Raw genomic sequence first — 23,690 nt, forward strand, 5'->3', positions numbered from 1 at the left:
AGAGCGAAATTGATGGTTTTATACCAATGTTTTTAATTAGTACAATTAATTTGTGACATTTAGGTAATATACTATCAAAATTTATACTTGTTATTTTATAATAGTATAAATATAGAGGTGACTGGGGGATGAGGAAACTGAATCTATACATTAAGGAGAGCGGAAATAAGCAGGCAGCAACGATGTTCGTTTTCTTGCATGGCGGCGGTGTAAGCGGATGGATGTGGAGCAAGCAGATTTCCTTTTTTGAAAACAGCTTCTGCCTGATACCTGACTTGCCCGGACATGGGCGCAGCACCGGCAATCCGCCTTTTTCCATAAGCCGCACCGCGGAGCAGCTTAACGAGGTCATTTCGACCAAAGCTGATGGACGGGAGATTGTTGTCTTCGGCTTTTCACTAGGTGCGCAAATTCTCGTAGAGATGATATGTCAGCGACCCGGCCTTATTGATTACGCCATCGTAAACAGCGCATTGCTGAGGCCGATGCCGACAGCGCTTAAGCTGATTGAACCTTCCGTTCGAATAAGTTTCCCATTAACAAGATACAGATGGTTTTCCAGATGGCAGGCAAGCACGCTGTATGTGAATGAGGTTGATTTTGAACAGTATTACGCGGAAACACTGCATATGAAGCGGGAGATGCTGGTTTCAGTGCTGAAGGAGAATATGTCCTATTCAATCTCTCCGCGGATTCAAGAATCCACAACGAAGCTATTGGTTACGGTTGGGGAGAAGGAGAGAGGCCGTGTTAAAAAGTCGGCTGAAGATCTCGTGCAGCTGAGCGAAAATGCTGACGGGATCATCTTTCCCGGTGTTGGGCACGGCATACCGCTTGCTGATCCCGCGCTGTTTAATCGGGTTGTGAACCACTGGCTAAACACCGGTACAATTCCGGAGGGTACTCCTCAATGATAGCGGGGACGGTTCAGATCATAATCATCCTTATAAAATGGCTGTAGACTTTGCCCTTAGGGCAAGGTGTATAGTGATCTTGAACCAAGAGCGATAAACCAGAAAAGAGGTGAACCTTTGCTGTCGATTGGAGAATTCTCCAAAATATGCGAAGTATCTACCAAGACACTTCGATATTACGATGAGATCGGATTAATTCATCCGGACCAGATCAATCCGGAAAACGGTTACCGATATTATTCCATTAGTCAATTAAAGAAAATGCTCTATATTAACCGTTTGAAGTCTTATCATTTTTCGCTGGAAGAAATCAAGGAGATTCTGGACGAGGAAGCGGATCCATCCGAAGAGAAGCTTCGCTTCGCCCTTCATCGCAAACGTAGGGATATTCAGGAGAAGTTAGACACGTATGAATATATCCTAAAACAAATGAACCAGGATATCTTGAATCTGGAGCAGGGCATGCATCTGATGTCATATCTGGATGATATCGAAGTACAGCTTGTTGAAACAGAAGCAATGAATATCCTTTACATGCGTCAGATGATGAGCAGAGATGACTATGCTTTAGGATACGGCGGGTATTACAGCAGTTTGTACGAAAAGATTGCCAGGGAGCAACTTACCTTGGTTGGAACACCCATGACGATATATCACAGTCCGGAATTTCATCCTGCAGGCAATGACACCGAGTTCGCCCTCCCGGTCAGGGAGGCTGTAAAGGGAACGAGAGTGTTGTGCGGGGGCCTTTGCGCGAGGTCTGTTTTAAAGGGGGCTTATTCCAATTTGACATCGGTATATGCCAAACTGAGAGAATGGATAGAAGATGAAGGATATTCATTGACTCAATCGCCCTATGAAGTTTATGTAACCGACCCCTATCAGGCCTTGACTGCCGAGGAATTGGTTACCGAGGTGTATTTCCCCGTGACCAAAAAATAAGAGATTTACATATACCATATAGCTTAAATAACGAATTCTGCGAGGTATCTATTATGAATAGAAGCTGCTGGCCAACGACATTATGGCAAACTCTAGCCCCGGCGACGGTGGGAATGGACGCTGACAAGCTTTCAGGGCTGGACACATGGATCAAAAGCGATTATCCCGATATTCATGGCATAGTCGTGGTTCGACACGGAGCTATCGTTTATGAAAAATATGATCATGGGTATGGCCCGGAGGATCGGCACCATGTTGCATCGGTTACGAAAAGTATCATATCCGCTCTCATTGGCATTGCTATAGATGCGGGCTATATACAACATGCAGATCAGAAGGTGCTTGATTTTTTTCCAGAATATGAACCTAGAGCTGATGCTCGACAACAACGGGAAATAACGTTACGCCATCTGCTCACGATGACGGCTCCCTATCCATTTGAGGATTGGCACGAACCACTGGACAAACTGTGCATGCAATCGGATTGGGTTCATTATACGCTGAATATGCTGGGCATCGGTGGAAGTCTCGGAGCATTTAAGTATTCTACAGCAGGGGTACATCTCCTCTCAGCTGTCATAACTCGCAGCACAGGTAAAAGTGCCCGCGCGTTTGCTAACGAACACTTGTTTAAACCGATCGGCATGAACGAAATTCCGGATTATGACATGAATTCATTCGGATTTGATGATTTATTCGGAAAAGACGTCAGGGGATGGGTTAAAGATCCGGCTGGCAACTCCACTGGAGGGTGGGGGCTTACGTTAAGTCCTCGAGATATGGCTCGTTTCGGCTTTCTTTATCTGAACCGCGGCACATGGGACAATCAGCCCATTATATCGGGGGCATGGATTGACCAATCAACGGCGATGAATTCCAACCATTATGGATATCTATGGTGGTTGCGCGATGAGGACGGAGTATCTGCGTACTCGGCAGTAGGCGATGGAGGCAATATCATTTGCTGCATTCCGAAGCAAGACTTGGTCGTAGCCATTGCATCAGCATTTACCGTCAATCCTCGGGATCGATGGACACTGATTAAAGAACGCATTATCCCGGCGATCATTGACTAAATAGATCATCTCAATCTTTGTCTCGGTATCAGGTTCAACATGTGGTTGATGTTAAAAGAACAAGAATATTTGCGCATATGAAGCCGCCAAATTGGCGGCTTTTATGGTTACTGCATACTCTTTCAGGCATAAAATCGCTATCGGTGGCCCTTCTTAGCCATTCTGATGTTACGTGTATTTTCATACAATGTATGGACAAGCGAGTCAGAAATAAGCAGAGGGTGGGAGGAATCGTTGTGAAGCTGCATCAAATCCAAGTGACGGGCATGACTTGCACGGCTTGTGCAGCCCGGATCGAGAAAGTCCTTCGTAAGGTGCAAGGCATTCAATCTGTCCGTGTGAGCCTCGCCTTATCTCAGGCCACGATTCATTATGAACCGACGCAAATTGGAATAGAGAAGATCATGGGAAAAATCGAAAAACTTGGCTATGGTGCAACCGACAGGCTGTCGCATCCGCAGGCAGGGATCGATGCGGAGACGGGAGCTTATCGCATCCGGTTTATCATTGCCGCTTGTTTATCCATGCCGCTCATATGGGCGATGATGGCGCATGTTGCCGATTGGCCTGCACAATGGATACCGAATTTGTTGATGGAACCTGTATTTCAATGGTTGCTCGCTACCTTGCTTCAGTTTGGCGTAGGGTATCCTTTCTATTACGGAGCTTACCAGGCCATGATCCATCGTACGGCAAACATGGATACTCTCGTTGCGTTAAGTACCTCGGTGGCTTATTTCTACAGCCACTATGTCATGTTTGAATCCCGGGACAGCTTCACGCATCCAACGCTTTATTTTGATACGATTGCGATGGTGATGACCGCGGTTCTGCTGGGCAAGTGGCTTGAGACCATGGCCAAAGGCAGAGCATTGAAACAGCTTAGTGCCTTATATGAGCTTCAGGTTAAACGGGTTCGAGTCTTACGCAGTCATGGGGAAGAATGGCTTTCAGCGGATCAGGTGCAGATCGGAGACCGCATCCGGGTGAATCAGGGGGAATGGATCTCCATTGACGGCTTTGTTCAGTCGGGATCGGCGGATGCCGATGAATCTATGCTGACAGGTGAAAGTACAGCGGTGGCAAAGGGCATGAAAGATCGAGTCTACGCCGGCACGCGTTGTCTGATCGGAAGTTTGGACATCGTGGTTGATAAATATCATGACGAAACCCGCCTGTCACAAATGATTGGGCTAATCGAGTCGGCGCAGCAGGGGAAACCGGCCATTCAGCGAACCGTAGATCGTATAGCGGCGATTTTTGTTCCCATGATGATCGGTTGTGCTGCGCTTACCTATGCGGGGTGGCTCTGGTTTTCCCAATCTCCCGGTGCATCCGAAACGGCCATGCGCCACGCTCTGTCTGTATTGTTAATCGCCTGTCCCTGTGCGCTCGGGTTAGCTACGCCGGTATCCATCCTGATCGCAACCGGCTCGTCCGCCCAAAGAGGCGTTCTATTCAAAGACGGCCGTTCTCTGGAGAGTTTGCGCCGAACGGATGTCGTATTGTTGGATAAGACCGGCACGTTGACGGAAGGAACGCCTCAACTTACGGCGATTTACACTGCGGACGGCACCAAAGCTGCCTACGCGCTATCCATGTCGGCTGCGGTGGCTTCCCGGTCCGCTCACCCGTTAGCACAAGCCATTGTACGAGCTGCCCAAGACAAACATTCCCCCATTTTGGAAACCCAGAAATTTCAAGAGCGGGTTGGGAAAGGGATGGAAGGCTATGTCAAAGGTGAGCACGTATGCGTGGGAAATCGAAGATGGCTGCTGGAGCAGGGCATACAGCCGGAGAGTCCTCCAGACCACCCCGGCTATACCAGGATTTATGTCGCCGTGAACGGGAAGTGCATCGGATCGCTTGTATTGATTGACAAGCTTAGAAAAGACGCCCGGAAGATTGTACAGGAGTTAAAGCGCCGAGCCGATGTGTGGATGGTAACGGGCGATGAGGAGCAGGCCGCTGTGGCGGTGGCTGCCGCGGCCGGGATTGATCAGATGCGCGCAGGCATGCTTCCTGAAGACAAGCTGGCGTTCATCCGCGAGCTTCAACATCAAGGGCGTTCCGTTGCGATGATTGGCGATGGCATAAACGATGCGGCTGCGCTAGCCGTGGCAGATGTCGGCATGGCAATGGGCGGGGGAGCGGACGCCGCTAAACAGGCCGGCGACATCGTATTGATCGGAAACAAGCTATTCAACATCATCGATGCGTATAGGTGGAGCCGCCAAACGATGCGGAACGTTCATCAGAATTTGCTGTTTGCTCTGTTATATAACGCCGTTACCGTACCATTGGCCGCATGCGGTTATTTGGATCCGCGCATCGCTTGCATCGGCATGGCGGCAAGCTCCGTGATTGTTGTTGCGAATGCGCTTAGATTGCAGCTGAAGGTACAGAGACTGGATAAGAGAAGCATAATAATTTGAAGACGGAGTCCCAACCCGTTGATATGCAGCCACCGGTGCGGGTCCGCGAGCCTGGGATTTCACCCGCACCTGGAATATGGTCATTCCTTTGGCTGGATAAAGTACCGGTATGTAACGAAGTGTGGAAAACATAACAGCTAATTGGCAGGGAACCATGTTGACTCTACCGCTAACTGATCCTGAGTAACCTCTCGATCAGATGTAAACCGTCCTTTCTTGCGATGCAATAAAAGATAGTAAAAGGAAAAAGCCGCAGTCCGGGGACTGCGGCTATTCCTCAAGGCAGAGTTGTTTGCCATCACTCATCTATGGCAGGAAGGATCACTACGCCAGCTCCAACACAACCATTTGATGATTATCCAAATAAGGAACCGTGTAGTTAATCTCGTCTTGATTATTGACTGTATAAGGAAGGTCCTCCATCGAGGGAGCTAAATAGACCCGTTTAACCGAAGCCTGGGACGGGAGACGCAAGCCGACGGAAACATCCCGCAGCGGAACGATGTCTTCAATGACTTCAACACGCCCCTTCAACACAGGGGTCGCATATAGCAGGTGATTTATGTAGCGTTTCTCGCCCTGCTGATACTGAAGCGTCGCAATGCCTCGTGCCGGCAAATCGCAGCTCAAGGAAGGCTGCGGCAGGAACCGGGCGAGAGCATGCAATACCATCTCTTTCAGAATGAGATGTCCATTGTCCGCGTAGTCGCCGAACACATTCCAAGCGATATAAATACCGCTTGTGCTTTCGATCATGCCGGGTCCGCTGTCCTCCCCCGCGCTTGGCGTGTGCTGATGCGAGCAGAACGTGAACACGTCCCGGTTAAAGTACGGATTCTCCCGGCTGCCAAGCGCACGACCACCGTTCAGTTCAACCTGCTGTCCTTCGCTGTACATGACAAATGAAGCAGGGAGAAGGGGCCCTGGAGTAAAGTCCGGACGGAAATATGACGGACGGTAAGGGCTGGCGCCTCTCCAGTTCAGTCCAAGATCAAGCGCAAATGCGCTGCCGTCCGGATCCAAACCTGAGCGACCCGTGGCCAGAAGCTTGCCGCCGCTCGCGGTAAAAGCGCGTATAGCTTCTCCCAATGCCGGCCATACCGGCACATCATCCGGCAAAATGAGCACTTTGTAGAGGCTGAAATCAGCACTGGCATCCACGATGTCGTACAGGTAATGTCCTTCGGTCAGAATGCGTACAGCTCCGGCATCCGCCAGATTGTTACGGTCTTCAGACTTTCGTGCTTCGGGACAAGCCTCCCAAGCAGCCTCCAGCGACAAGACAGCGATATCCGCCACTGAAGATGTTTCGCTGCACCATGGCTCCTTCGCTTCTACCTCCGCATAGGCGGTGCCGATCAAGGCGTAAGTCGCTTCATCCATCAGGCCGGAAGGGTGAAGCTGATCGCCGATTGAGCACTTGGCGCCGTGGGCAAGACTGAGCGCCGTTTCGAAGCGCAGCGCGTTCGGATGCTTGTAACCGCCGAATTCGCCCCAGGAGGTATGGAATTTGCCCGTCATGCCGAGATAGTCCATGCCAAGCGTCTGCGCATAGCGTGCGGACAGCGGAAAGTGGTCGTAACCCCAGCCTCCGGTCGGCAGCGATTCCAGTTCCAGATGACTGTTGACATGGGCAAGGTCGCGGCGGCCGCGACGCTGATGGCCGCTGTTATGGAAAACCGGAAGACCGGGCTTGATCTCGTCCACCGTTTCCCGAACGCGGCGGGCATAGTTCAGGTAAGTCGCCTCGCCCAGGGCGGCAACGGCTGCTTCATCGCGAGGGTCTTGACCGGCTGATCGCAGCGCAGCCACGCAATGCTGACACCAGCATTTACGGGTCCCGACGATATCAAGGAAAATGCCGTCCGCATCATATCTGGAAACTACCTCACGAATTTGCTCAATCAAGATGTCCAGGTAAGGCGTATTAAAGCAAAACTCGTGGTAGCCGGGCGTCATGAAATCTTTCACCCAGCGCGTACGATCTTCCGCGTCGCGGATCAGCCATTCGGGATGGCGCCGCGCCAGCTTTTCGTCCAGTCCCGCGGATAAGTACACCGGCGTTTTGACGTCGATTTCGTGGGCGGCAGCAATCATCTCGCCCAGCAGATCGAATGAGAGATGCGGGTGCATTTCATTGGCTTCGCTCGGATGGTATGCCCAGCCGTGATGGCATTTTGAAAACACCGTGATGGAATCGACGTGCCCGGCACGCAGCATGTTCTGGAACTGGGATTTTGAAAAACGGCTTCCGATGCCGGCAATGGCCTCGGATGTATGGAAGTCGAGATGAACCTGACGATAACGCATGCGTAAACAGCCTCCTTAGTCGCTTTATGAGAGCGGTTACTCGTCATCAAATGTACCTCTTTTTCATGCGGGCAACCAGTGATAATATAGACTTTAATTAGCACAAAATGAACTTGCGAAGAGGAGGGAATGGTCGTGCTGTGCTTAGAATTCGCCATACCGCCCCTGCCGCAATTCGTAACGGCCGGACATGCCGTATGGAAGCCGGGAGACAGGCATTTCGCTCGTACCTTCGGCGTTTATGATCTGCTGCTGGTCACAAAAGGAACGCTCTATATGAGGGAGGAACAGACGGAGTATGAGGTCGGCGCGGGAAAGCTGCTGGTGCTGGAAGCGGGGCTGCCGCATGTCGGGCACCGAGCCTGCTCGGAGCATACGGAGATTTATTGGGTGCATTTCATCCATGGGCATCCGGCCGTGCACATCCTGCAGGAGGATATTCCCTGGACAAGCCTGCTATCCAAAGGCACGGTCGAAGACGTTGAGCCCTCATCGCAGCAGCGCATGTACTTGCCGAAGTTTGCATCCGTCGAGGTGCAAACCGTGGAGCCGATGCTGCGCGGATTGAACGATACCCACAACAGACTGAATGGAGAAAATGCGCTACAGCTCCACCTTTTGCTGACCGAGCTGTTTGCCGCGCTGCAGGCAGGCTGCGCTCGGACGTCCGAGCCGGAGCCTTCCGTCCGGCTGGCCCAAGCTGCCGCAGCCTATTTAAACGAACATTGGAAGGAGCCGTTTGAACGGGCCTCGCTAGAGGAAAAGCTCCACTTCCAAGCGAGTTATATCGCCAGATGCATGAAGATGCATATCGGCAAAACACCCCTGCAGTACGTGCTGTACCTGCGCCTGGAGGAGGCCAAGAAACTGCTTGGAGGTACGGTGCTTGGCATTTCCGAGATCGCGGAACGCGTGGGAATCCGAGATTCCAACTACATGACGCGCCTGTTTAGCGCCAAGCTTGGCATGACGCCTGGTGCTTATCGGCAGATGCTTCGACAGAAGAAGGAAAGTGGAGGGAACGCGTTACCTGGGCAACCCTGATAAGTAATAAGGCGATCCCAGAGATACAGTGAGTGCGTACCCCGTGTGAAGGTAATACTTCGAAAGGTCATTTTCGACATGGTTCGCTTTTTGTTAGGGGAGGAATTGCACCGGACGATGCTATGAACCCGAGAGGTCAACCAGAGAATAATTTTCATTATTTCCTAAAAAGTGAGAGACCCTGTCATTTCAGAAACAGACAGGGTCTCCCGATACCATGAGCCCTTGCTGTGCAGGGCTTTTTTTGATTGTACCTAGTGAACTGATACAGGCCAGCCTTACCGATGAACACGGATAGGTAGCTGAGTTAACATTTGTCCTGCCGCGGAAGGACTCAGGTTATCTTCCAGTTTAAATTCAGGAATCGGTTCAATGCGCGGGAAGAAATCCATGAACCTGCTTATCGCTATATTCGCTTCCAGCCGTGCCAGCGGAGCGCCCAGGCAGAAGTGAGCGCCATTCCCAAAGGTTAAATGCTTTTTGTTATTGGCACGGTGGATGTTCAAGGTGAAGGGATCCTCAAATACCTCTTCATCCATATTGGCAGCACTCATCCAGGCGACGACGAGATCCCCTCGTTTCATATCCACGCCGAGAACATGATTGTCCTGTTTGACGGTTCGATCCATTTTGGCAATGTTAAACCGATAGCGGAGCATTTCCTCGATGGCATTGGGAAGAAGCTCGCGGTTAGCCTGGATTTCCCCGTAAATTTGGTTGTTGTCATATAAGAAGGAATAAAACGTGTTGGCTAGCAGATGAGTCGTCGTTTCAATGCCTGCACCCAGGATAAACATCGTCGTTCTGACGATCTCATCGTCCGATAACCGATCCCCGTCCACCTCGGCTTGGATGAGGTCAGAGATGATATCGTCCGCGAGATTGGCTCTTTTTTGGACGATATGAGGATAGAGATAGTTGTAATATTCCTTGGCAGCTTGACGTTTCAGTTCTTGTACATCTTCCGAATGGTTTTTAGGCAGGGGAAGGAACAGATGGTTTACCCATTCCTTGAATAATAACCGGTCTTCGGAAGGGACTCCGAGCAGATCCGCGATGACGATCGTCGGCAGTGCACTGGCATAATGTTGGACGATGTCAATGACGTTGGCGTCTCCCATTTCCTGCAGAAGCTGGTCTGCAATCTCTTGAATGCGCGGCTCCCAGAGCTTCAAGCTGCGTGGGGTGAAAGCGGCCGATATTAAGGCACGGCTTTTTTGGTGTTCCGGGGGGTCTGATTGCAGGTTAATCTTGCTCATTTTCTGGCCTTCGTCATTGTCGGCGCCAACGCTGATCATCGTCCGCGTTCTTACACTAGAGAAATATTCATGATCCTTGAGAACCCTCTTGACGTCGTTGTACCGGAAGACGTTCCAGGTTTGGGTCGCCTGATTATAAACGATGGGCTCATGCTGCAATTTGTGTTTGTACCAATCATAAGGATTGAATTCTTCGGTCGGTGAATGGAATTGCGTGATTTCCTCTAAGGAGATGATCTCATGATTCATTACATTCCCTCCAATGCCAGTGTAATATAACATATGTTAATTTAACATAATGTTGTAACTGGTCATAGTTTCCAATGACCCATGTCCAAAGTTCTGTTTATATTCTTCCTTGTCGGATTTTGGTTGAACATATACGCTAGAGATGTGCTGTTAAATCTGCAGCGGTTTTGACAAATCCGTCGACGAAAGGCCTGAACGATCATGTATCTTGAACTTCTCATTCTGATCCAAATCGAGAAATCCCCGAAACACGGGTATGAAATAAAAAAAGAAATACAAAAGGATCTCGGTTATTTGATGGACGTCAATCACAACATGTTATACCCGACATTGCGAAAATTTACGGAGGAGGGATTTGTTCGTAAACATCGAAATGAGCAGGAAGGCAGACCGAATCAGTATGTATATGAAATTACAGAAACAGGGAGGGGAAAAATCGCAAATCTCATTAACGAATTCACTGAAAAAGATGCAAAACATCAAATCGAATTCATGGTTAGAGTGTCCCTGTTCGATCGTATTTCTAAGGAGGACCGGATGCGGATATTACATAGGAGAAAGAAGGACTTGGAGGAGCTGCTGTCCGATATCGAGAGAAGACGGAATGAAGGCGGGGACGAGTTGTTCCGGGACGAGGTTCTGCGGTATTCGGTCTCCCAGGTTCAAGGCGAATTGGCGTGGATCGACAGGCTGGTCGACAGTTTAACGTGATGGTTTAAGTACGGCTTCGACCAGATCATTGATCAATGAAGCATCCAGCACGACGATGTTTTAGCAATAGCCTGAACAAGGCATTAAGATTTTTAGATTTTGGCAAGTTAGAGCAAGTGAAGAACAATACGAAATGATATAAAGGAGTATAGTGGAACATGGATCAGACACTGGAAACACGTTTGAACGAAATGAAACAGGAGGCCGACCAATGGATGGCCTTTATCAGCGATAAAAACGCAGAGAACATCGTGAAGCGTACTTCGCTGCAGATCGGGATACATGACTATGCACTGCTTGAATATTGCCGATAAGCTAGAAGCGGGAACCTATCCGACCAAACCGTTGGAGACGTTTTTCCTGTCCAGACATATCCTGGACGAGGGACTGTTTCCAGATGCGGATCCCGACTGGATCGTTGGCGTTTATGAGCGGGTTCTGCAATTGAACAAAGGGAACCATCACCAACCTTTAAAGGAGTCAATGAACAGCTGCCGAATGGCGGCTTTTGTTTATCCTAGTCATACTGTTTAGGCAATAACGATAGAATCGAAAGCCGTTTATATAGTAGCTAAAGTGAGCCTGGTTGATATAAAATACGGACAAGAGGGCATGGAATTTTGGAGCCATTCGATAAATTGAAAGCGTTATCTTTATGATTCTGCCGAACTTATGAATAGACGGGAGGGGCCATTCGATGAAAGTGCTGATTGCCGACGACGACGTTTACACAAGGGAGGGCCTCGTTGAGGCGATCGAATGGAGGCGGCTGGGCATACAAGAGATTCTCCAGGCAGAAGACGGCTCGGAGGCGCTCCAGATGGCAGCGGCCCAACAACCCGAGATTGTCATTACCGATGTTCGAATGCCCAAGCTGAACGGCATTGAATTTGCGGAGCGATTATCTGCCGTCTGCCCTGAGTGCAAGCTGCTTTTCATTAGCGGATATATGGAGGTGGCTTACATGAAAAGCGCGATTCGTCTCGCGGCCGTGGACTATGTGGAGAAGCCGATTAAGCTTCAGGAAATGGAGAAGGCCATCGGGAGGACGATCGGCTACATTCGCGAACGCAAGGAACGAGAGGCGCTGTTGAACCAGAAGGTTGATATGAATCGCAGGAAGCTGGCAATTGCGTTGCGAACCGGGGGGCATAGCCAGGATGAAATAATAGAGATGTGCGAAGAAGCTGGATTTCCAACAGATACGAGTTATATATCCATCATCATATCCCGGTTGGAAGGGAAGACAATGGAACCTTTGATTGCAGAGCAAAACGATTGGGGAACGTATGCGGGTACGGCATTAACCGAACAGCTCGATCGGCGAAGGGAACTCCTGTTGATCCCGCTGCGCCAACGGAATGAGCGCGGGATGGTGCTTCACGTGGCAGAGCAGATATGCCGGCGCAAGTCCGGCGTTCGAATCGGCGTGGGCTGCGTCGTCTCGGATCTGCATGAGGTACCCAGAAGCTTTCAAGAATCGGTGTTTGCTCTGGAGGCCGGCTTTTATCGCCCAGAGTCCATGATCGTAACGTTCGAGCCGAACTTGTTCGGACAACATACCGTCTCGGGGGATGTCTATCTGGAATTCCATCACTGCCTGAAGCATAAACCTCAAGAACTGGCAGCATGGATGGAATCGTATTGCGACCGGCTCATGGCCGGCCCATACATGCTTAGAGAGGGGGTTGTATCGCTATTTGCTTCCTTTGCGCACGCTATTTTAAACGAGAAGAACGGAATGCTGCTTCGAACCGGCAAGGTCTATCAGCTTCGCGAAACCGAGCGGCATTTGAATCAATGCCAAACGATGAAGGAGGTTAAGGAGTACATTCTGGGTATGTGCCTTGCTTATCAAGAGGAAGTGAAAGAGACATCCATCTACTCCAGTGTGATACGAGCCGTGATGAAGTATGTATCCGCACATTGCAGCCATCCGGACCTGGATATCAGAGAGATTGCCGATCATGTGCATCTGTCCACTGCCCATCTGGGTGTTCTATTTAAACAGGAGACGGGGACCACGATGAAGCAGTACGTGAATGATTACCGGCTGGAATTGGCGAAAAGCTTGATAGCGGGAGAGCATTTCAAGATGGCTGATATCTCCAAAATGTGCGGTTATGCAAGTCCGGGCTATTTCGCCAAAGTATTCAAGTCATCCACCGGTCTGACGCCGGTTGAATATCGAAGGAAGCGATCCGGATGAAGTTCAAGGCTTGGCTCGGGAATTTATCGTTAAGGAAAAAGCTGATGTTCCTGTTTGCAATGGTCGGCATCATTCCACTTGTGGTGACCTTTGCCGCCATTTACGGCGAGCTTCGGGATTCCATCATCAGCAAACAGCATGATGCCGCCAATCAAAATTTCGAGCAGGCCTTGTCCTTGCTGTCGACCAAGTTCACCCATCTCGAAGATATCTCGTCCATGATCATGATCGACGAGCAGATCAACGAGGTTTTCTCAAAAGACCCGGATCGCTTGCAGGTGTGGGAACAGCTGACCGCGTTTGAGCGAATTACCGATTATACCCGCATTTTGCAGACCAACACCGAGATGAACGGCATCATTTACTATATCCATGATGACTTTGTTGTTGCCGGAGAAGGAGCAACCATGTACCGGCCGATCGGGAACGTGGCCGCTTTGCCATGGGCCAAGAAAATCATGGCCGCCGAAGGAAATGCGGTGTGGGTCCTTGCTGAGGACGAGGCTGCACCGTCAACGAGGCACCTCATGCTTGGCAGGGTATTGTGGAATGTTCATGATTTATCTAGACCGGTAGGTATCGTTACGGTTCGGATCGAGCTCGGCCAGCTTCAATCCTACGTCATGAATACGTCCGCGGGGCAGCTTATTTACCTGGAGACCGATGACGGAGAAGTCGTGATCAGCAGCGGACAAGACGGAATGGAGCATCGGGTTCAGCCGTTGTCCAGACCTATGAACCGCGAGCGGTTCGAGCCGATGACTGCGGGAGATAGCGAATATTTGGTTAGGGACTCGGGCATAGGATCGACCAACCTGTATCTGCGCTCCGTCCTATCGGCCGATACGGCGGCACAAGCCGTCAACCAGGCACGCTATCAAGTCTTGTTGGTTTACGGCGCCGTTTGCTTGGCTTTATTGATATGCATTATACCGGTAACCAAGTCCATCACACGGCGCATTTTCTTGTTGATGAACAAGATGAGCCAGGTCCGGCAAGGCCGGTTAAACACCCTGGATATTGCAACTCAAGAGGATGAAGTAGGGCATTTAGTTTCGAGTTACAATTATATGATCAACAGCGTGAGGGAGCTGATGGACAACCAATATCGCCTGGGCCAGGAAAAAAAAGGAGCCGAGCTCAAGGCGCTGCAGTCCCAGATCAATCCGCACTTCCTGTATAACACCCTCGATATGATCCTGTGGATGGCCCAGAAGGACGAGAAAGAGAATATTCAGGAAGTCGTTTATGCTCTGTCCGACTATTACAAGCTGATCCTGAACAAAGGAGAGGATTTTGTACCCTTGATAGATGAGCTCCGACTGTGTGAGAAGTATGCAGCTATACAGCAGAAGCGGTTCAAAGGGAAAATCCGGTTTGAAATCGAGGTTGAGGCGGAAGCAGAGGCATGCTTGCTTCCGAAAATCACGCTTCAGCCGATCGTCGAGAACGCCATCATTCACGGTGTATTGGAAAAAACCGAAACGGAAGGGCGGATTCTTATAAAAGGCAGCGTCCGCAGTGGGCGATTGCGATTGACCGTGAGTGACGACGGTCCGGGAATGAGGGAAGAAGTCTCTCATTCTGATGGGTACCGGGGGAGCGGCTATGGGCTGAACAATATCAGAAAGCGGTTGGAGTACTATTTCAACGAAGCAGACGGGATTCAATTGCATTCGGTACAAGGGACGGGTACAACCGTTTCCATCGATGTCCCGGCCATCACGGGGGACTTGAGTTCCTCCCTACTTCTCGAATCGGGTTAAAACTTGGCTGGACTCGGCACGCTTTTGGGTACATGGCGTATAGAAGAGGCTCCGCTTCATGCTGGGGTTTGCCTCATATTGAGATCATGAGGACAGAGGATACGCTATTTCGCCGAAATGGGCTCGTTATGGGGATCTTACGGACACAGGATCCGTTATTGCACCATAATCGCGAATGATTCCACGCTAAATCCTGCAATAGCGGATCTCTTGTCCGCATATGGCTGTGAAACAGGTAAAACAAAGAAATAGCGGAACCAGGGTCCTATAGTACCGGAAATCCATGGAGAGTTAATTTCATTGGCAGCCACGCTCGGTTATTACTGAGCATTCGGCATTGCCTTTCTGCTTAAACAAAGCTGGATCGATGATGGTAGTTCTAATGAGGGGAAGGGTAATACGGCGCAATTCCCCGGTGTTCTTTTGGTGAAATCAGCCTCATATTGATCATGAGGACAGAGGATACGCTATTTCGCCGAAATGGGCTCGTTATGGGGATCTTACGGACACAGGATCCGTTATTGCACCATAATCGCGAATGATTCCATTCTAAATCCTGCAATAGCGGATCTCTTGTCCGCATATGGCTGTGAAACAGGTAAAACAAAGAAATAGCGGAACCAGGGTCCTATAGTACCGGAAATCCATGGAGAGTTAATTTCATTGGCAGCCACGCTCGGTTATTACTGAGCATTCGGCATTGCCTTTCTGCTTAAACAAAGCTGGATCGATGATGGTAGTTCTAATGAGGGGAAGGGTAATACGGCGCAATTCCCCGGTGTTCTTTTGGTGAAATCAGCCGATGGCGTTGGTCCTGATGGGGGAGAGGGTAATATGACGCATTACCCTGGTGTTACTTTGATGAGATCAGCGTACTATCGAGATTGTCAGGGCAGCGGCTCAGCTGTTTGCTGCAACAGCCATCCACAGCAACAACAGCAACAACCATCCACTGAAACAACCATCAACTTATAAAAGGAGGATATCATTGCGGAAACCGGTACGAACCATAGGAGCGCTGCTGACCTGTATCTTCTTCATCGTCTTCATCTTGTCCGCATGCTGGCACGACCCTTCGCCCGATCTCGGGGAGGACGGAAATCCAGACATGATACGCGGTCCGGACGGACAGCCCGTCGTACAATTAAAGGGCATCACGATGGGCCGCGAGCCAGCGAGCGGAATGGATCGATTCTATCAACAGCTTGATGCGTTAACTATCAAGGACCTGGGAGCGACCATTCGATTCGATTTCATTCCATGGGGAGATGAGAAGAACCAGATCAGCCGAGCGATTGCATCCAAAGAATACGACCTCTATGTCGGAGGTGCGTGGTCTGATTTCACATCTTTTGTTGCGAGGAATGCATTCGCGAATCTGACGCCATTGCTGGATCAGGTACCGGATCTCGTATCGCACTATGACGGGAAGCTGAATAGCGTCATGATCCATGGCAGGCTCTTCGGCATTCCGCAATACAATATGCCGGGCGGCGGAGGCGAAGGCATGCTCTTCCGGGAGGACCTGCGCAAAGCATGGGGATTGCCGGAAATCAAGGACCTCGAATCGGCTGAAAAATATCTTTACAAAGCCAAGGAGGCATATCCGGACACCCCGATGATCAATGACAAACGGTTTGCGGATAATCTGTGGACACTGATCGCCGGCTCCAAGTATCTTGATGTGGTCAAAGGATATGCGGTTGTCTCCGTCGACGAACCTTACAAAGCCCTCAGCAGGTATGAAACCCCGGAGTATAGGCAGGTGCTGCTTCGAGCCAAGCAGTGGTATGAGGACGGGATCGTAAGCCGCAAGATACTGGCTGCCCAGGGGAATGCCACCGGCGAAACGCTGGAATGGATGAAAGCGGATAAGAAGCCGCTGGAATTCAACAACCATTTCGGCGCAGTCAGCAGCGGTTACATCGGAGTGCTCAAGGAGTTGTTTCCCGAGTTCGAGTACGGATGGTTTGATTATTATCTCGACCACGTGCCGAACTACATGCCTTTTATGACACCGGACAACATCACGATGATCTCGGTCGGCGCCCACTCCAAGCACAAGGAAATTGCGCTCAAGCTGATCGAGAAGGCGCACACGGATCGTATATACTACAATCTCCTGCTGTATGGCGTGGAAGGGGAGAACTACAACCTGGAGGGGGATTACATCAGCTACGCGGGCATCAAGTCGGAAAACAAAAAGCCGGGCTGGACGGGATTATATGACGGCAGTATGAGCCTGATGGAAAAATACCCGGGAGAATGGCAGGCCATCGTTGAGCAATTGCATTCGGAAGGCGCGAAACGGGCCGTAGAAAACGGTGAGAGCCCGCTTGCGGGATTCCGCTTCGATACGGGGCCGATAACGACGGAGCTCGCAGCCATGGATGCAGTCAGATCGCATCACATCGTACCGCTGTCCGTCGGCATGTCCGAAGGCATCGATGCTGATCTTGCGCTTGCTAGGCAGCGGATGAACGAAGCTGGATTCCCGAGCTTCATGGAGGAGCTGCAGAATCAGCTGGATGCATTCGCTGCTAAGAAATGATAGGGGATAATCATGAAGCAAACTAGTGTTCCGACAAGGAAGCGAGGAGGTCTCAAATGACGAAATCCAATAGAAACCTTAATGTTGAACCTGAACGCATCGAACGTATCTCTACAACCCTTACCGGTGACGGTGCCTGGTGCTGGTTTGCCGATCCGAGGGCGCTGCGACATGTCAATGCCGTAACGGGTAGCGACAAGACATACATCGGGTACATCGATGTTGCGGGCAGCATTCAGGCGGTTCAATATGATCATGTGACCCAAGAACGCAAGCAAGTGCGGGTGCGAGCGGGTTTTCAGCAGGATGACCATAATAATCCGACGTTTTTGGCACTGCCCGACGGCCGGGTGATGATTTTTTATTCCGAGCACTCGACAACCCCTTATATTTATTATCGCGTAACAACCCAACCTGATGATCTAGAGACGTTAGGACCTGAAAAAATCATCGATACCACGGGATACGGGAATACCACCTATCCTTCGCCCTTCGTGTTGACGGATCAGCCCGATTATTTCTATTTACTGTGGCGTGGCGTAAACTGGCATCCGACCGTAGCAAGGTTCACGCTGCCGGATCCCGAAGGCGACGTCTCCTGCAACATGGAACCGAAGCAGATCGTGGATTCCAGATGCCATGAACAGGAAACCGGAAAAAGGCCGTATGCCAAGTACGAAACGAACGGCAAAGACAAAATTATGATGACGTATACCTACACACATCCGGACAATATGACTCCGAATTCGTTATACTATTCGTATTTGGACGTGAATACTCTGACGCTGCACGGAGCTGATGGCCATCAGCTCGCAGATCTGAATCGCGGGCCGCTGAAGCTGGACAACAATGAAACCGACCCGGCCCACTTGGTGGATCGCCTGCCGGGCATACGCAACTGGAACTGGGATATTGCCGCGGATAAAGAGGGATGCCCGGTAATCTTGTTTGTTAGGATCAATGCAGATAAGGATCGTCATCACTATTGTTACGCTAAGTGGTCCGGCTCCGATTGGCAGATTACACTGTTGGCAGATGGCGGACGATGGTTCCACCAAAATGAAGAAAGAGAACTTTGCTATTCCGGGGGCATGTCACTGGATCATAACGATCCTTCCACAGTGTATATGTCAATCCCCGTACAGGGTAAATACGGTGAGGTCTTCGAAATTCATCAATGCGTCATCGCGGATGATGGCTCGATCTGCAACATTGATCAAGTCACTGAAAACTCGACTCAAAACAACGTTCGACCTTTCGTCGTCCGCCATGCGTCGCCGGGCGAACCGTATGATGTGATATGGATGCACGGGGATTACTACTATTGGGATCATTCGCAAGGGAGATTGGGTTATACGACGGGGCTGCAAACCTTGTGTGAAGACGTAGCGATTGAAGACGAAAGGAGGACCGATCCTTCTGCATAAGTCATCTGCATCAACTTGAAGAACAGCTTGGAGTCGACCGTTTCCCGCAAAGGGGAAGCGGTCGATTTTTTATAAGAGGAAGGAATTATTGTTTAAGAAGCAGCTTCCCTGTGACCGTAGTGTGGATAATAGCAAAATAGGCCAAAGCGCCTTAAGGTTCTTGTCATGCGTCATGCGTCATACGCAGCTGCAGCTTTAACTATCCGTCCTGATGGCTTGTTCAATTCGTTGCCTTCGGTATTGGTAGGGCGTAATACCGTAAAGCTCCTTGAATAGCTTGATGAAATATTGCGGTTTCCGGTAACCGACCATGCGTGCGATGTCCATGACGTGAAGATGGGAAACCTCCAGCAGGTGGGCCGATTTCTCCAAGCGAGCGCGCAGAATGTAACTCGACAGGTTTTCACCCGTTTCCTGCTTATACAATTTGGACAGGTAGACGGGATGAAGATGGACGATGCCGCCTAGCTCTTCCAGGCTAAGGCCGTCGCCCAAATGCCCGAGGATGTAGTCCCTAATCGCACGCACGATATCCGCGCCGGAGCAGTAGCGGTCCGGCTGATCGGAAGGGCGCGCCATGTTATCTGTCTCGCTTCGGGCGACATCCTGGGGTTCCGACCGCTTCTCGCCGATACTCTTGACGGCCTGGCACATCGCTTTGTCCATATCGTCTTTATCCACTGGCTTCAAAAGATAATCCAACGCGCCGAAGCGAATCGCCTTTTGAGCATAATCAAATTGGGAATAGCCGGACAAAAAAATAACTTTTGTTTTAAGCCCCCGCCTATGAATATGCTCCAGCAGGTCGATGCCCGAAATTTCAGGCATGCGAATATCCGTAATCATGATGTCGAACCGGTCGCTGTCCAGCAGCATCCGGGCCTCCGTCGGGTTGGTCGTCGTTTCAATGCGATGAACGCCGAACTTCGCCCAGTTAAGCAAATGTTTGAGGTACTCCACGACATACTGTCCGTCATCCACGATCAATAAATGCATAGGCTCCTCCTTCTTCAAACGAGAAATCCACCAATACCGTAACCGACAAACCGCCCCAATCATTCAAGGCAAACCGCAGGCCGCAAGAATGACCGTAGGCATTTTTCAGGCGCTGGTTGATATTCCAGAGCCCGATGCCATCTGTTCCGGGAGGAGTAAGAGGCGCTTCGACGCTAGCTTGCAGTGCCCTCAGTTCCTCCGGCGAAAGTGGCTTCCCGTCATTGGCAACCGTTATTCGGGCTCCCGATTGGAACGCCTCCACGCATATGGAGACCCGATGGGCGCCTTGGCGCTCTTCGATCCCGTGCAGGATGGCGTTTTCCACGATCGGCTGAATAATTAGCGGCATGATCGGCCGCTCCTTCAATTCATCCGGCAGCTTGATGTCGTAGTCCATGGTCTTGCAGAGGGCCATGATGCCCAGGTAATGATCGGCCAGCTCCAATTCCGTAGCAAGCGTGACGCTGCTCGAGTCTAACCGGGTCAGATAGCGGTAGTATTCAGCCAAATGCTTGCTCATGCGGATGACGGCTTCCGGCGAAGAATTGGCCATCGACATGATGAAGAACAGGCTGTTATAGAGAAAATGCGGATTGATCTGCGCCTGAAGCTGCTTTATTTCCGCATTGCGGCGCAGGTCCGTCTCCGTTTTCAGTGACGTGAACAGCATCTGGATTTGGGCAACCATATGATTGAAGCTGCCAAACAGACTGCCGAATTCATTGTTGGGACGGTTATGGATCCGGATGGCGTAATCTCCCTGTTCAACCTGATGGAACTTTTTGTTGAGAAGGTAGACGTTCCTGTAGAAATTACGATAGAAGGTGGCGATAACGACCAAGCCGATGATCAGAATGATAAAGATGCTGGCGAAGAAAACCTGTCGATTCCGGTTCAGCGGCTCCAGAAAATCGCTCATTCGCGTATAGGTGACGAGGTAGGCGTCGATCGGTTCGATAAATTTGGACAGGACAAAGTAGTCTCCACCCCGGTTGCTGAAGTCGAACCTGAGAATACGTTTCGGGTCCGGTGACACCGTCTCTCGGGCTTTATTCGCGATACCGTCGATAAGCTTACCGTCACTGATCGTCAAATCATCACCTACCAGGAAGAAGGCGTTGGAACTGCCGCCGTTGAATGATTTTTGCAGCAGATTTCTGAGGTAGTCCGTCTTCAGCTTAACGCCAACGATATACTCGATGTCTTCAGGCGTGCGGGGTTCCCGAACGTATGGATAGACGGAAAAATAATACAAGCTGCCGTTCACGAGCTTCCATCCGCGCTTGTCCACGGTACCGTAAATATCATCGGCAAGCAATTCTCCGCGGGTGGCGATGAACGTGCCTTCCGATCTCCAGTAGATGCCCAGGGATTCGACCGATTGGCTGGACAGCAGCGTATTTTTCATCCTTTCTTCGATATCGTTCTTCTTCATCTGTGCGTCGTAGCTGCCCAGTTCCAGGATCTGCCGCTGATAGAATCGAACCGAGCTGTCCGCGGTATACTGGATGGCGTACATGCCGGCTTCGTAGAGCATGTCATCCACGACGCTTTCCGCATAACTCACCTGATTTTTAGCCGTATTCACCAGGCTGTTCTGAATCGTTCGGGAATCCAGCGCGTTCATGACGGAAAACAAAGAGAGTGTAAGGAGGAGGAAAAACACAAAGAAGTAGATGAAACGCTTCATATTCACTTTTTTCATCAGGCTCACTTCCCATTCATCTACTAAGTTTGCTGTTAATCTCTATCATAATCGGCGGAAGGCAAAATAAAAAGGAAGAATGTAAGCGCTTAGAATATGGTTGAGATCGGGTACATGATCTTGAAATTCGGACATTTTTTAATGCATTCGATATTGCTAACATAGAACGTGCAAGCACCATAGTGAATAGAGATCGTGAAAAGGGGGGGAGGAAAATCGCTAGGATGGCGGGAATAAAGGTGGATCAAACGGACATGCGAATAAACAAGAGGATCCGTAGGAATCCCTGGAAACAGGAAATCCGGAAAAATTGGCCGCTGTATCTGCTGTGCTTGCCCGCATTGGGCTTCGTCCTTATCTTTTCCTACGGGCCGATGGCGGGACTGGTCATGGCTTTCCAGGATTACAAACCATGGCTTGGCATCTCAGGCTCCGCCTGGATCGGCCTGGATCATTTCGACCGAATTTTTCAATACGAAGAATCGAAACAAGCGATCGTCAATACGCTGATCATCGCGGTCATCAAGATCATTGTCGGCATCATCGTGCCGATCGTCATGGCGATTCTGCTGAATGAAATTCGTCATATGGGGCTCAAAAAAAGCATTCAGACACTCGTGTACCTGCCGCATTTTCTCTCATGGGTTACGATCGCCGGCATCATGATTGATATTTTGGGCCTGGACGGCGGCGTCAACCGAATCATCACGACGGTGTTCGGTGCGGAGCCGATCTATTTCCTTGGTGATCCGGATCTGTTCAGGCCGACGGTTATTATCAGCGATTTGTGGAAAAACTTCGGCTTTGGCATGATCGTGTACTTGGCGACCATCGCCGGTATCGACCCTTCGTATTATGAAGCCTCGGAGATTGACGGCGCAAACCGCTGGCAGCAAACGCGGCACGTTACGCTGCCGTGCATGATGCCGATGATTATCGTCATCGCCACGCTCAGCCTGGGCAGCATCCTGGATGCCGGCTTCGACCAAATATTCAACCTGTACAACCCGCTCGTTTACAGTACGGGGGATATCATCGATACGTATGTATACCGTTCATCGTTGTTAAACGGACAATACGGATTCGGGACGGCGGTCGGACTGTTCAAATCGGGCATCAGCCTGATCCTGATCGTGGTTGCTTACCGTATCGCCTACAAGGTCGCCAATTATAAAATCTTTTAAGCAGGAGGTAGCCGGATGTATCATAAAACGAAGGGGTACAAAGCGTTCTCCGTCTTCAATCATATCCTGCTGATCGTGGTCGCGCTATCGTGCTTCCTGCCGCTGCTTCACTTATTGGCGCAGTCGTTCAGCAGCAAATCGGCCGTTAACGGCGGCCTGGTATCGTTCTGGCCGGTCGAATTCAACACGGATGCTTATGCCAAGACGTTTCGCAACTCGAACTTTACGGGTTCGATGTGGATTTCGGTCGTGCGGACGGTATTAGGCACGCTGATCAGCATGGTGGTGATTACAACCGCCGGCTATGCCTTATCGAAGGAGTTTCGCGGCCGTAACGGATTGATGTGGATTTTCGTCTTTACCATGCTGTTCTCCGGAGGGCTCATTCCTTCTTATATCCTCGTGTCGGAGCTTGGGCTGAAGGATACCATCCTGGTGCTGATCCTGCCTGGAGCATTCGGCGCGTACAACCTGATCCTTATCATGAATTTCTTCAAAACGATACCGAAAGCGCTGGAGGAGGCGGCTTTCATCGATGGCGCTTCGTTCTTCGTCATTTTCAGCAAAATTTATTTGCCGCTGTCTCTGCCCGGCCTCGCCACCATCGGATTGTTCATTATGGTGGGACACTGGAATTCCTGGTTCGACGGCCTGTTGTATATGTCCACCACCGACAAATACCCGCTGGCTTCCTTCCTGCAGACGGTCGTGGTTCAGAATACGGCGCAGAATGTCGCGCTCAGCGCGTCCGAGGCTGCGGCATTGTCGGAACAGAGCATAAAAGCCGCACAAATCTTTATCAGCACGGTGCCGATTATCGCGGTATATCCGTTCCTGCAAAAGTATTTTGTCAAAGGAATCGTGCTTGGGGCCGTTAAGGAATAAAAAATAATAGGTAAAGGAGTACATTCC

The 23,690-nt window shown here is 50.4% G+C and carries 18 protein-coding genes; 14 read left to right on the plus strand and 4 right to left on the minus strand.

What is annotated here, in order from left to right; genetic code table 11:
• Positions 1 to 128 precede the first annotated feature (128 nt).
• The 4 genes from AC0VZ8_RS16130 (at position 129) to AC0VZ8_RS16145 (ending at position 5,367) form a co-directional block, all read left to right on the plus strand.
• Positions 129 to 914 (plus strand): alpha/beta fold hydrolase, encoded by a 786-nt coding sequence (locus AC0VZ8_RS16130; RefSeq protein WP_475487521.1) that lies wholly within the window; start codon positions 129 to 131, stop codon positions 912 to 914.
• A gap of 117 nt (positions 915 to 1,031) precedes the next feature.
• Positions 1,032 to 1,856, plus strand: coding sequence for a MerR family transcriptional regulator (locus AC0VZ8_RS16135; RefSeq protein WP_475487522.1), 825 nt, complete (start codon positions 1,032 to 1,034; stop codon positions 1,854 to 1,856).
• A gap of 53 nt (positions 1,857 to 1,909) precedes the next feature.
• The gene (locus tag AC0VZ8_RS16140; RefSeq protein ID WP_475487523.1) at positions 1,910 to 2,932 is read left to right on the plus strand and encodes a serine hydrolase domain-containing protein; all 1,023 of its coding nucleotides are present in this window, start codon (positions 1,910 to 1,912) and stop codon (positions 2,930 to 2,932) included.
• Between the two features lie 236 nt (positions 2,933 to 3,168).
• Positions 3,169 to 5,367, plus strand: a complete 2,199-nt coding sequence (locus AC0VZ8_RS16145; protein ID WP_475487524.1) for a heavy metal translocating P-type ATPase — start codon at positions 3,169 to 3,171, stop codon at positions 5,365 to 5,367.
• Positions 5,368 to 5,691: 324 nt separating this feature from the next.
• On the opposite strand, the gene AC0VZ8_RS16150 is transcribed toward AC0VZ8_RS16145, so the two are convergent.
• Entirely contained in the window at positions 5,692 to 7,677 is a 1,986-nt protein-coding gene (locus tag AC0VZ8_RS16150) for a beta-galactosidase trimerization domain-containing protein (protein WP_475487525.1), read from the minus strand.
• A 135-nt stretch (positions 7,678 to 7,812) separates the two neighbouring features.
• Here AC0VZ8_RS16150 and AC0VZ8_RS16155 point away from each other — a divergent pair, with 135 nt between their 5' ends.
• Positions 7,813 to 8,721 (plus strand): AraC family transcriptional regulator, encoded by a 909-nt coding sequence (locus AC0VZ8_RS16155; RefSeq protein ID WP_475487526.1) that lies wholly within the window; start codon positions 7,813 to 7,815, stop codon positions 8,719 to 8,721.
• Positions 8,722 to 8,999: 278 nt separating this feature from the next.
• Here the strand turns inward: AC0VZ8_RS16155 and AC0VZ8_RS16160 are convergent, their stop codons facing one another.
• The gene (locus AC0VZ8_RS16160; RefSeq protein ID WP_475487527.1) at positions 9,000 to 10,229 is read right to left on the minus strand and encodes a cytochrome P450; all 1,230 of its coding nucleotides are present in this window, start codon (positions 10,227 to 10,229) and stop codon (positions 9,000 to 9,002) included.
• Positions 10,230 to 10,430: 201 nt separating this feature from the next.
• Between AC0VZ8_RS16160 and AC0VZ8_RS16165 the strand changes: the two genes are divergently transcribed.
• From AC0VZ8_RS16165 to AC0VZ8_RS16195, 7 genes are all read left to right on the plus strand, one after another.
• Entirely contained in the window at positions 10,431 to 10,940 is a 510-nt protein-coding gene (locus AC0VZ8_RS16165) for a PadR family transcriptional regulator (RefSeq protein WP_260067287.1), read from the plus strand.
• 158 nt (positions 10,941 to 11,098) lie between these two features.
• Entirely contained in the window at positions 11,099 to 11,254 is a 156-nt protein-coding gene (locus AC0VZ8_RS16170) for a DUF6138 family protein (RefSeq protein ID WP_201259412.1), read from the plus strand.
• Positions 11,229 to 11,474, plus strand: coding sequence for a DUF6138 family protein (locus AC0VZ8_RS16175; protein WP_475487528.1), 246 nt, complete (start codon positions 11,229 to 11,231; stop codon positions 11,472 to 11,474). The genes AC0VZ8_RS16170 and AC0VZ8_RS16175 overlap by 26 nt, the downstream gene beginning before the upstream one ends.
• A gap of 163 nt (positions 11,475 to 11,637) precedes the next feature.
• The gene (locus AC0VZ8_RS16180) at positions 11,638 to 13,149 is read left to right on the plus strand and encodes a response regulator (RefSeq protein WP_475487529.1); all 1,512 of its coding nucleotides are present in this window, start codon (positions 11,638 to 11,640) and stop codon (positions 13,147 to 13,149) included.
• A complete protein-coding gene (locus tag AC0VZ8_RS16185) occupies positions 13,146 to 14,915 on the plus strand; it encodes a cache domain-containing sensor histidine kinase (protein ID WP_475487530.1) in 1,770 nt (589 codons plus the stop codon). Before AC0VZ8_RS16180 ends, AC0VZ8_RS16185 begins: the two co-directional genes overlap by 4 nt.
• A gap of 988 nt (positions 14,916 to 15,903) precedes the next feature.
• On the plus strand, positions 15,904 to 17,466 hold the full coding sequence (locus AC0VZ8_RS16190; RefSeq protein ID WP_475487531.1) for an extracellular solute-binding protein: 1,563 nt from the start codon (positions 15,904 to 15,906) through the stop codon (positions 17,464 to 17,466).
• 56 nt (positions 17,467 to 17,522) lie between these two features.
• Complete coding sequence (locus AC0VZ8_RS16195; protein WP_475487532.1) at positions 17,523 to 18,893, plus strand: BNR repeat-containing protein; 1,371 nt, start codon at positions 17,523 to 17,525, stop codon at positions 18,891 to 18,893.
• Positions 18,894 to 19,088: 195 nt separating this feature from the next.
• Here AC0VZ8_RS16195 and AC0VZ8_RS16200 read toward each other — a convergent pair whose 3' ends face one another.
• Entirely contained in the window at positions 19,089 to 19,889 is an 801-nt protein-coding gene (locus tag AC0VZ8_RS16200) for a response regulator transcription factor (RefSeq protein ID WP_475487533.1), read from the minus strand.
• The gene (locus tag AC0VZ8_RS16205) at positions 19,867 to 21,594 is read right to left on the minus strand and encodes a sensor histidine kinase (protein ID WP_475487534.1); all 1,728 of its coding nucleotides are present in this window, start codon (positions 21,592 to 21,594) and stop codon (positions 19,867 to 19,869) included. Before AC0VZ8_RS16205 ends, AC0VZ8_RS16200 begins: the two co-directional genes overlap by 23 nt.
• 254 nt (positions 21,595 to 21,848) lie before the next feature.
• On the opposite strand from AC0VZ8_RS16205, the gene AC0VZ8_RS16210 reads away from it, so the two are divergent.
• Positions 21,849 to 22,778 (plus strand): ABC transporter permease, encoded by a 930-nt coding sequence (locus AC0VZ8_RS16210; RefSeq protein ID WP_071221658.1) that lies wholly within the window; start codon positions 21,849 to 21,851, stop codon positions 22,776 to 22,778.
• Between the two features lie 15 nt (positions 22,779 to 22,793).
• Positions 22,794 to 23,663 carry a carbohydrate ABC transporter permease gene (locus AC0VZ8_RS16215; RefSeq protein ID WP_475487535.1) on the plus strand — a complete coding sequence of 290 codons (870 nt, stop codon included), beginning with the start codon at positions 22,794 to 22,796 and terminating at the stop codon, positions 23,661 to 23,663.
• The last annotated feature ends 27 nt before the right edge of the window (positions 23,664 to 23,690 follow it).

It is taken from the genome of Paenibacillus sp. QJM3NY_38, from assembly GCF_056173265.1.

Excerpts from the sequence above, each read along its gene's own strand:
- AC0VZ8_RS16130 (WP_475487521.1), top strand. The coding sequence starts at position 129 with ATGAGGAAACTGAATCTATACATTAAGGAGAGCGGAAATAAGCAGGCA.
- AC0VZ8_RS16140 (WP_475487523.1), top strand. The coding sequence starts at position 1,910 with ATGAATAGAAGCTGCTGGCCAACGACATTATGGCAAACTCTAGCCCCG.
- AC0VZ8_RS16150 (WP_475487525.1), bottom strand. The coding sequence starts at position 7,677 with ATGCGTTATCGTCAGGTTCATCTCGACTTCCATACATCCGAGGCCATT.
- AC0VZ8_RS16160 (WP_475487527.1), bottom strand. The coding sequence starts at position 10,229 with ATGAATCATGAGATCATCTCCTTAGAGGAAATCACGCAATTCCATTCA.
- AC0VZ8_RS16165 (WP_260067287.1), top strand. The coding sequence starts at position 10,431 with ATGTATCTTGAACTTCTCATTCTGATCCAAATCGAGAAATCCCCGAAA.
- AC0VZ8_RS16170 (WP_201259412.1), top strand. The coding sequence starts at position 11,099 with ATGGATCAGACACTGGAAACACGTTTGAACGAAATGAAACAGGAGGCC.
- AC0VZ8_RS16175 (WP_475487528.1), top strand. The coding sequence starts at position 11,229 with ATGCACTGCTTGAATATTGCCGATAAGCTAGAAGCGGGAACCTATCCG.
- AC0VZ8_RS16180 (WP_475487529.1), top strand. The coding sequence starts at position 11,638 with ATGAAAGTGCTGATTGCCGACGACGACGTTTACACAAGGGAGGGCCTC.
- AC0VZ8_RS16185 (WP_475487530.1), top strand. The coding sequence starts at position 13,146 with ATGAAGTTCAAGGCTTGGCTCGGGAATTTATCGTTAAGGAAAAAGCTG.
- AC0VZ8_RS16195 (WP_475487532.1), top strand. The coding sequence starts at position 17,523 with ATGACGAAATCCAATAGAAACCTTAATGTTGAACCTGAACGCATCGAA.
- AC0VZ8_RS16200 (WP_475487533.1), bottom strand. The coding sequence starts at position 19,889 with ATGCATTTATTGATCGTGGATGACGGACAGTATGTCGTGGAGTACCTC.
- AC0VZ8_RS16205 (WP_475487534.1), bottom strand. The coding sequence starts at position 21,594 with ATGAAAAAAGTGAATATGAAGCGTTTCATCTACTTCTTTGTGTTTTTC.
- AC0VZ8_RS16210 (WP_071221658.1), top strand. The coding sequence starts at position 21,849 with ATGCGAATAAACAAGAGGATCCGTAGGAATCCCTGGAAACAGGAAATC.
- AC0VZ8_RS16215 (WP_475487535.1), top strand. The coding sequence starts at position 22,794 with ATGTATCATAAAACGAAGGGGTACAAAGCGTTCTCCGTCTTCAATCAT.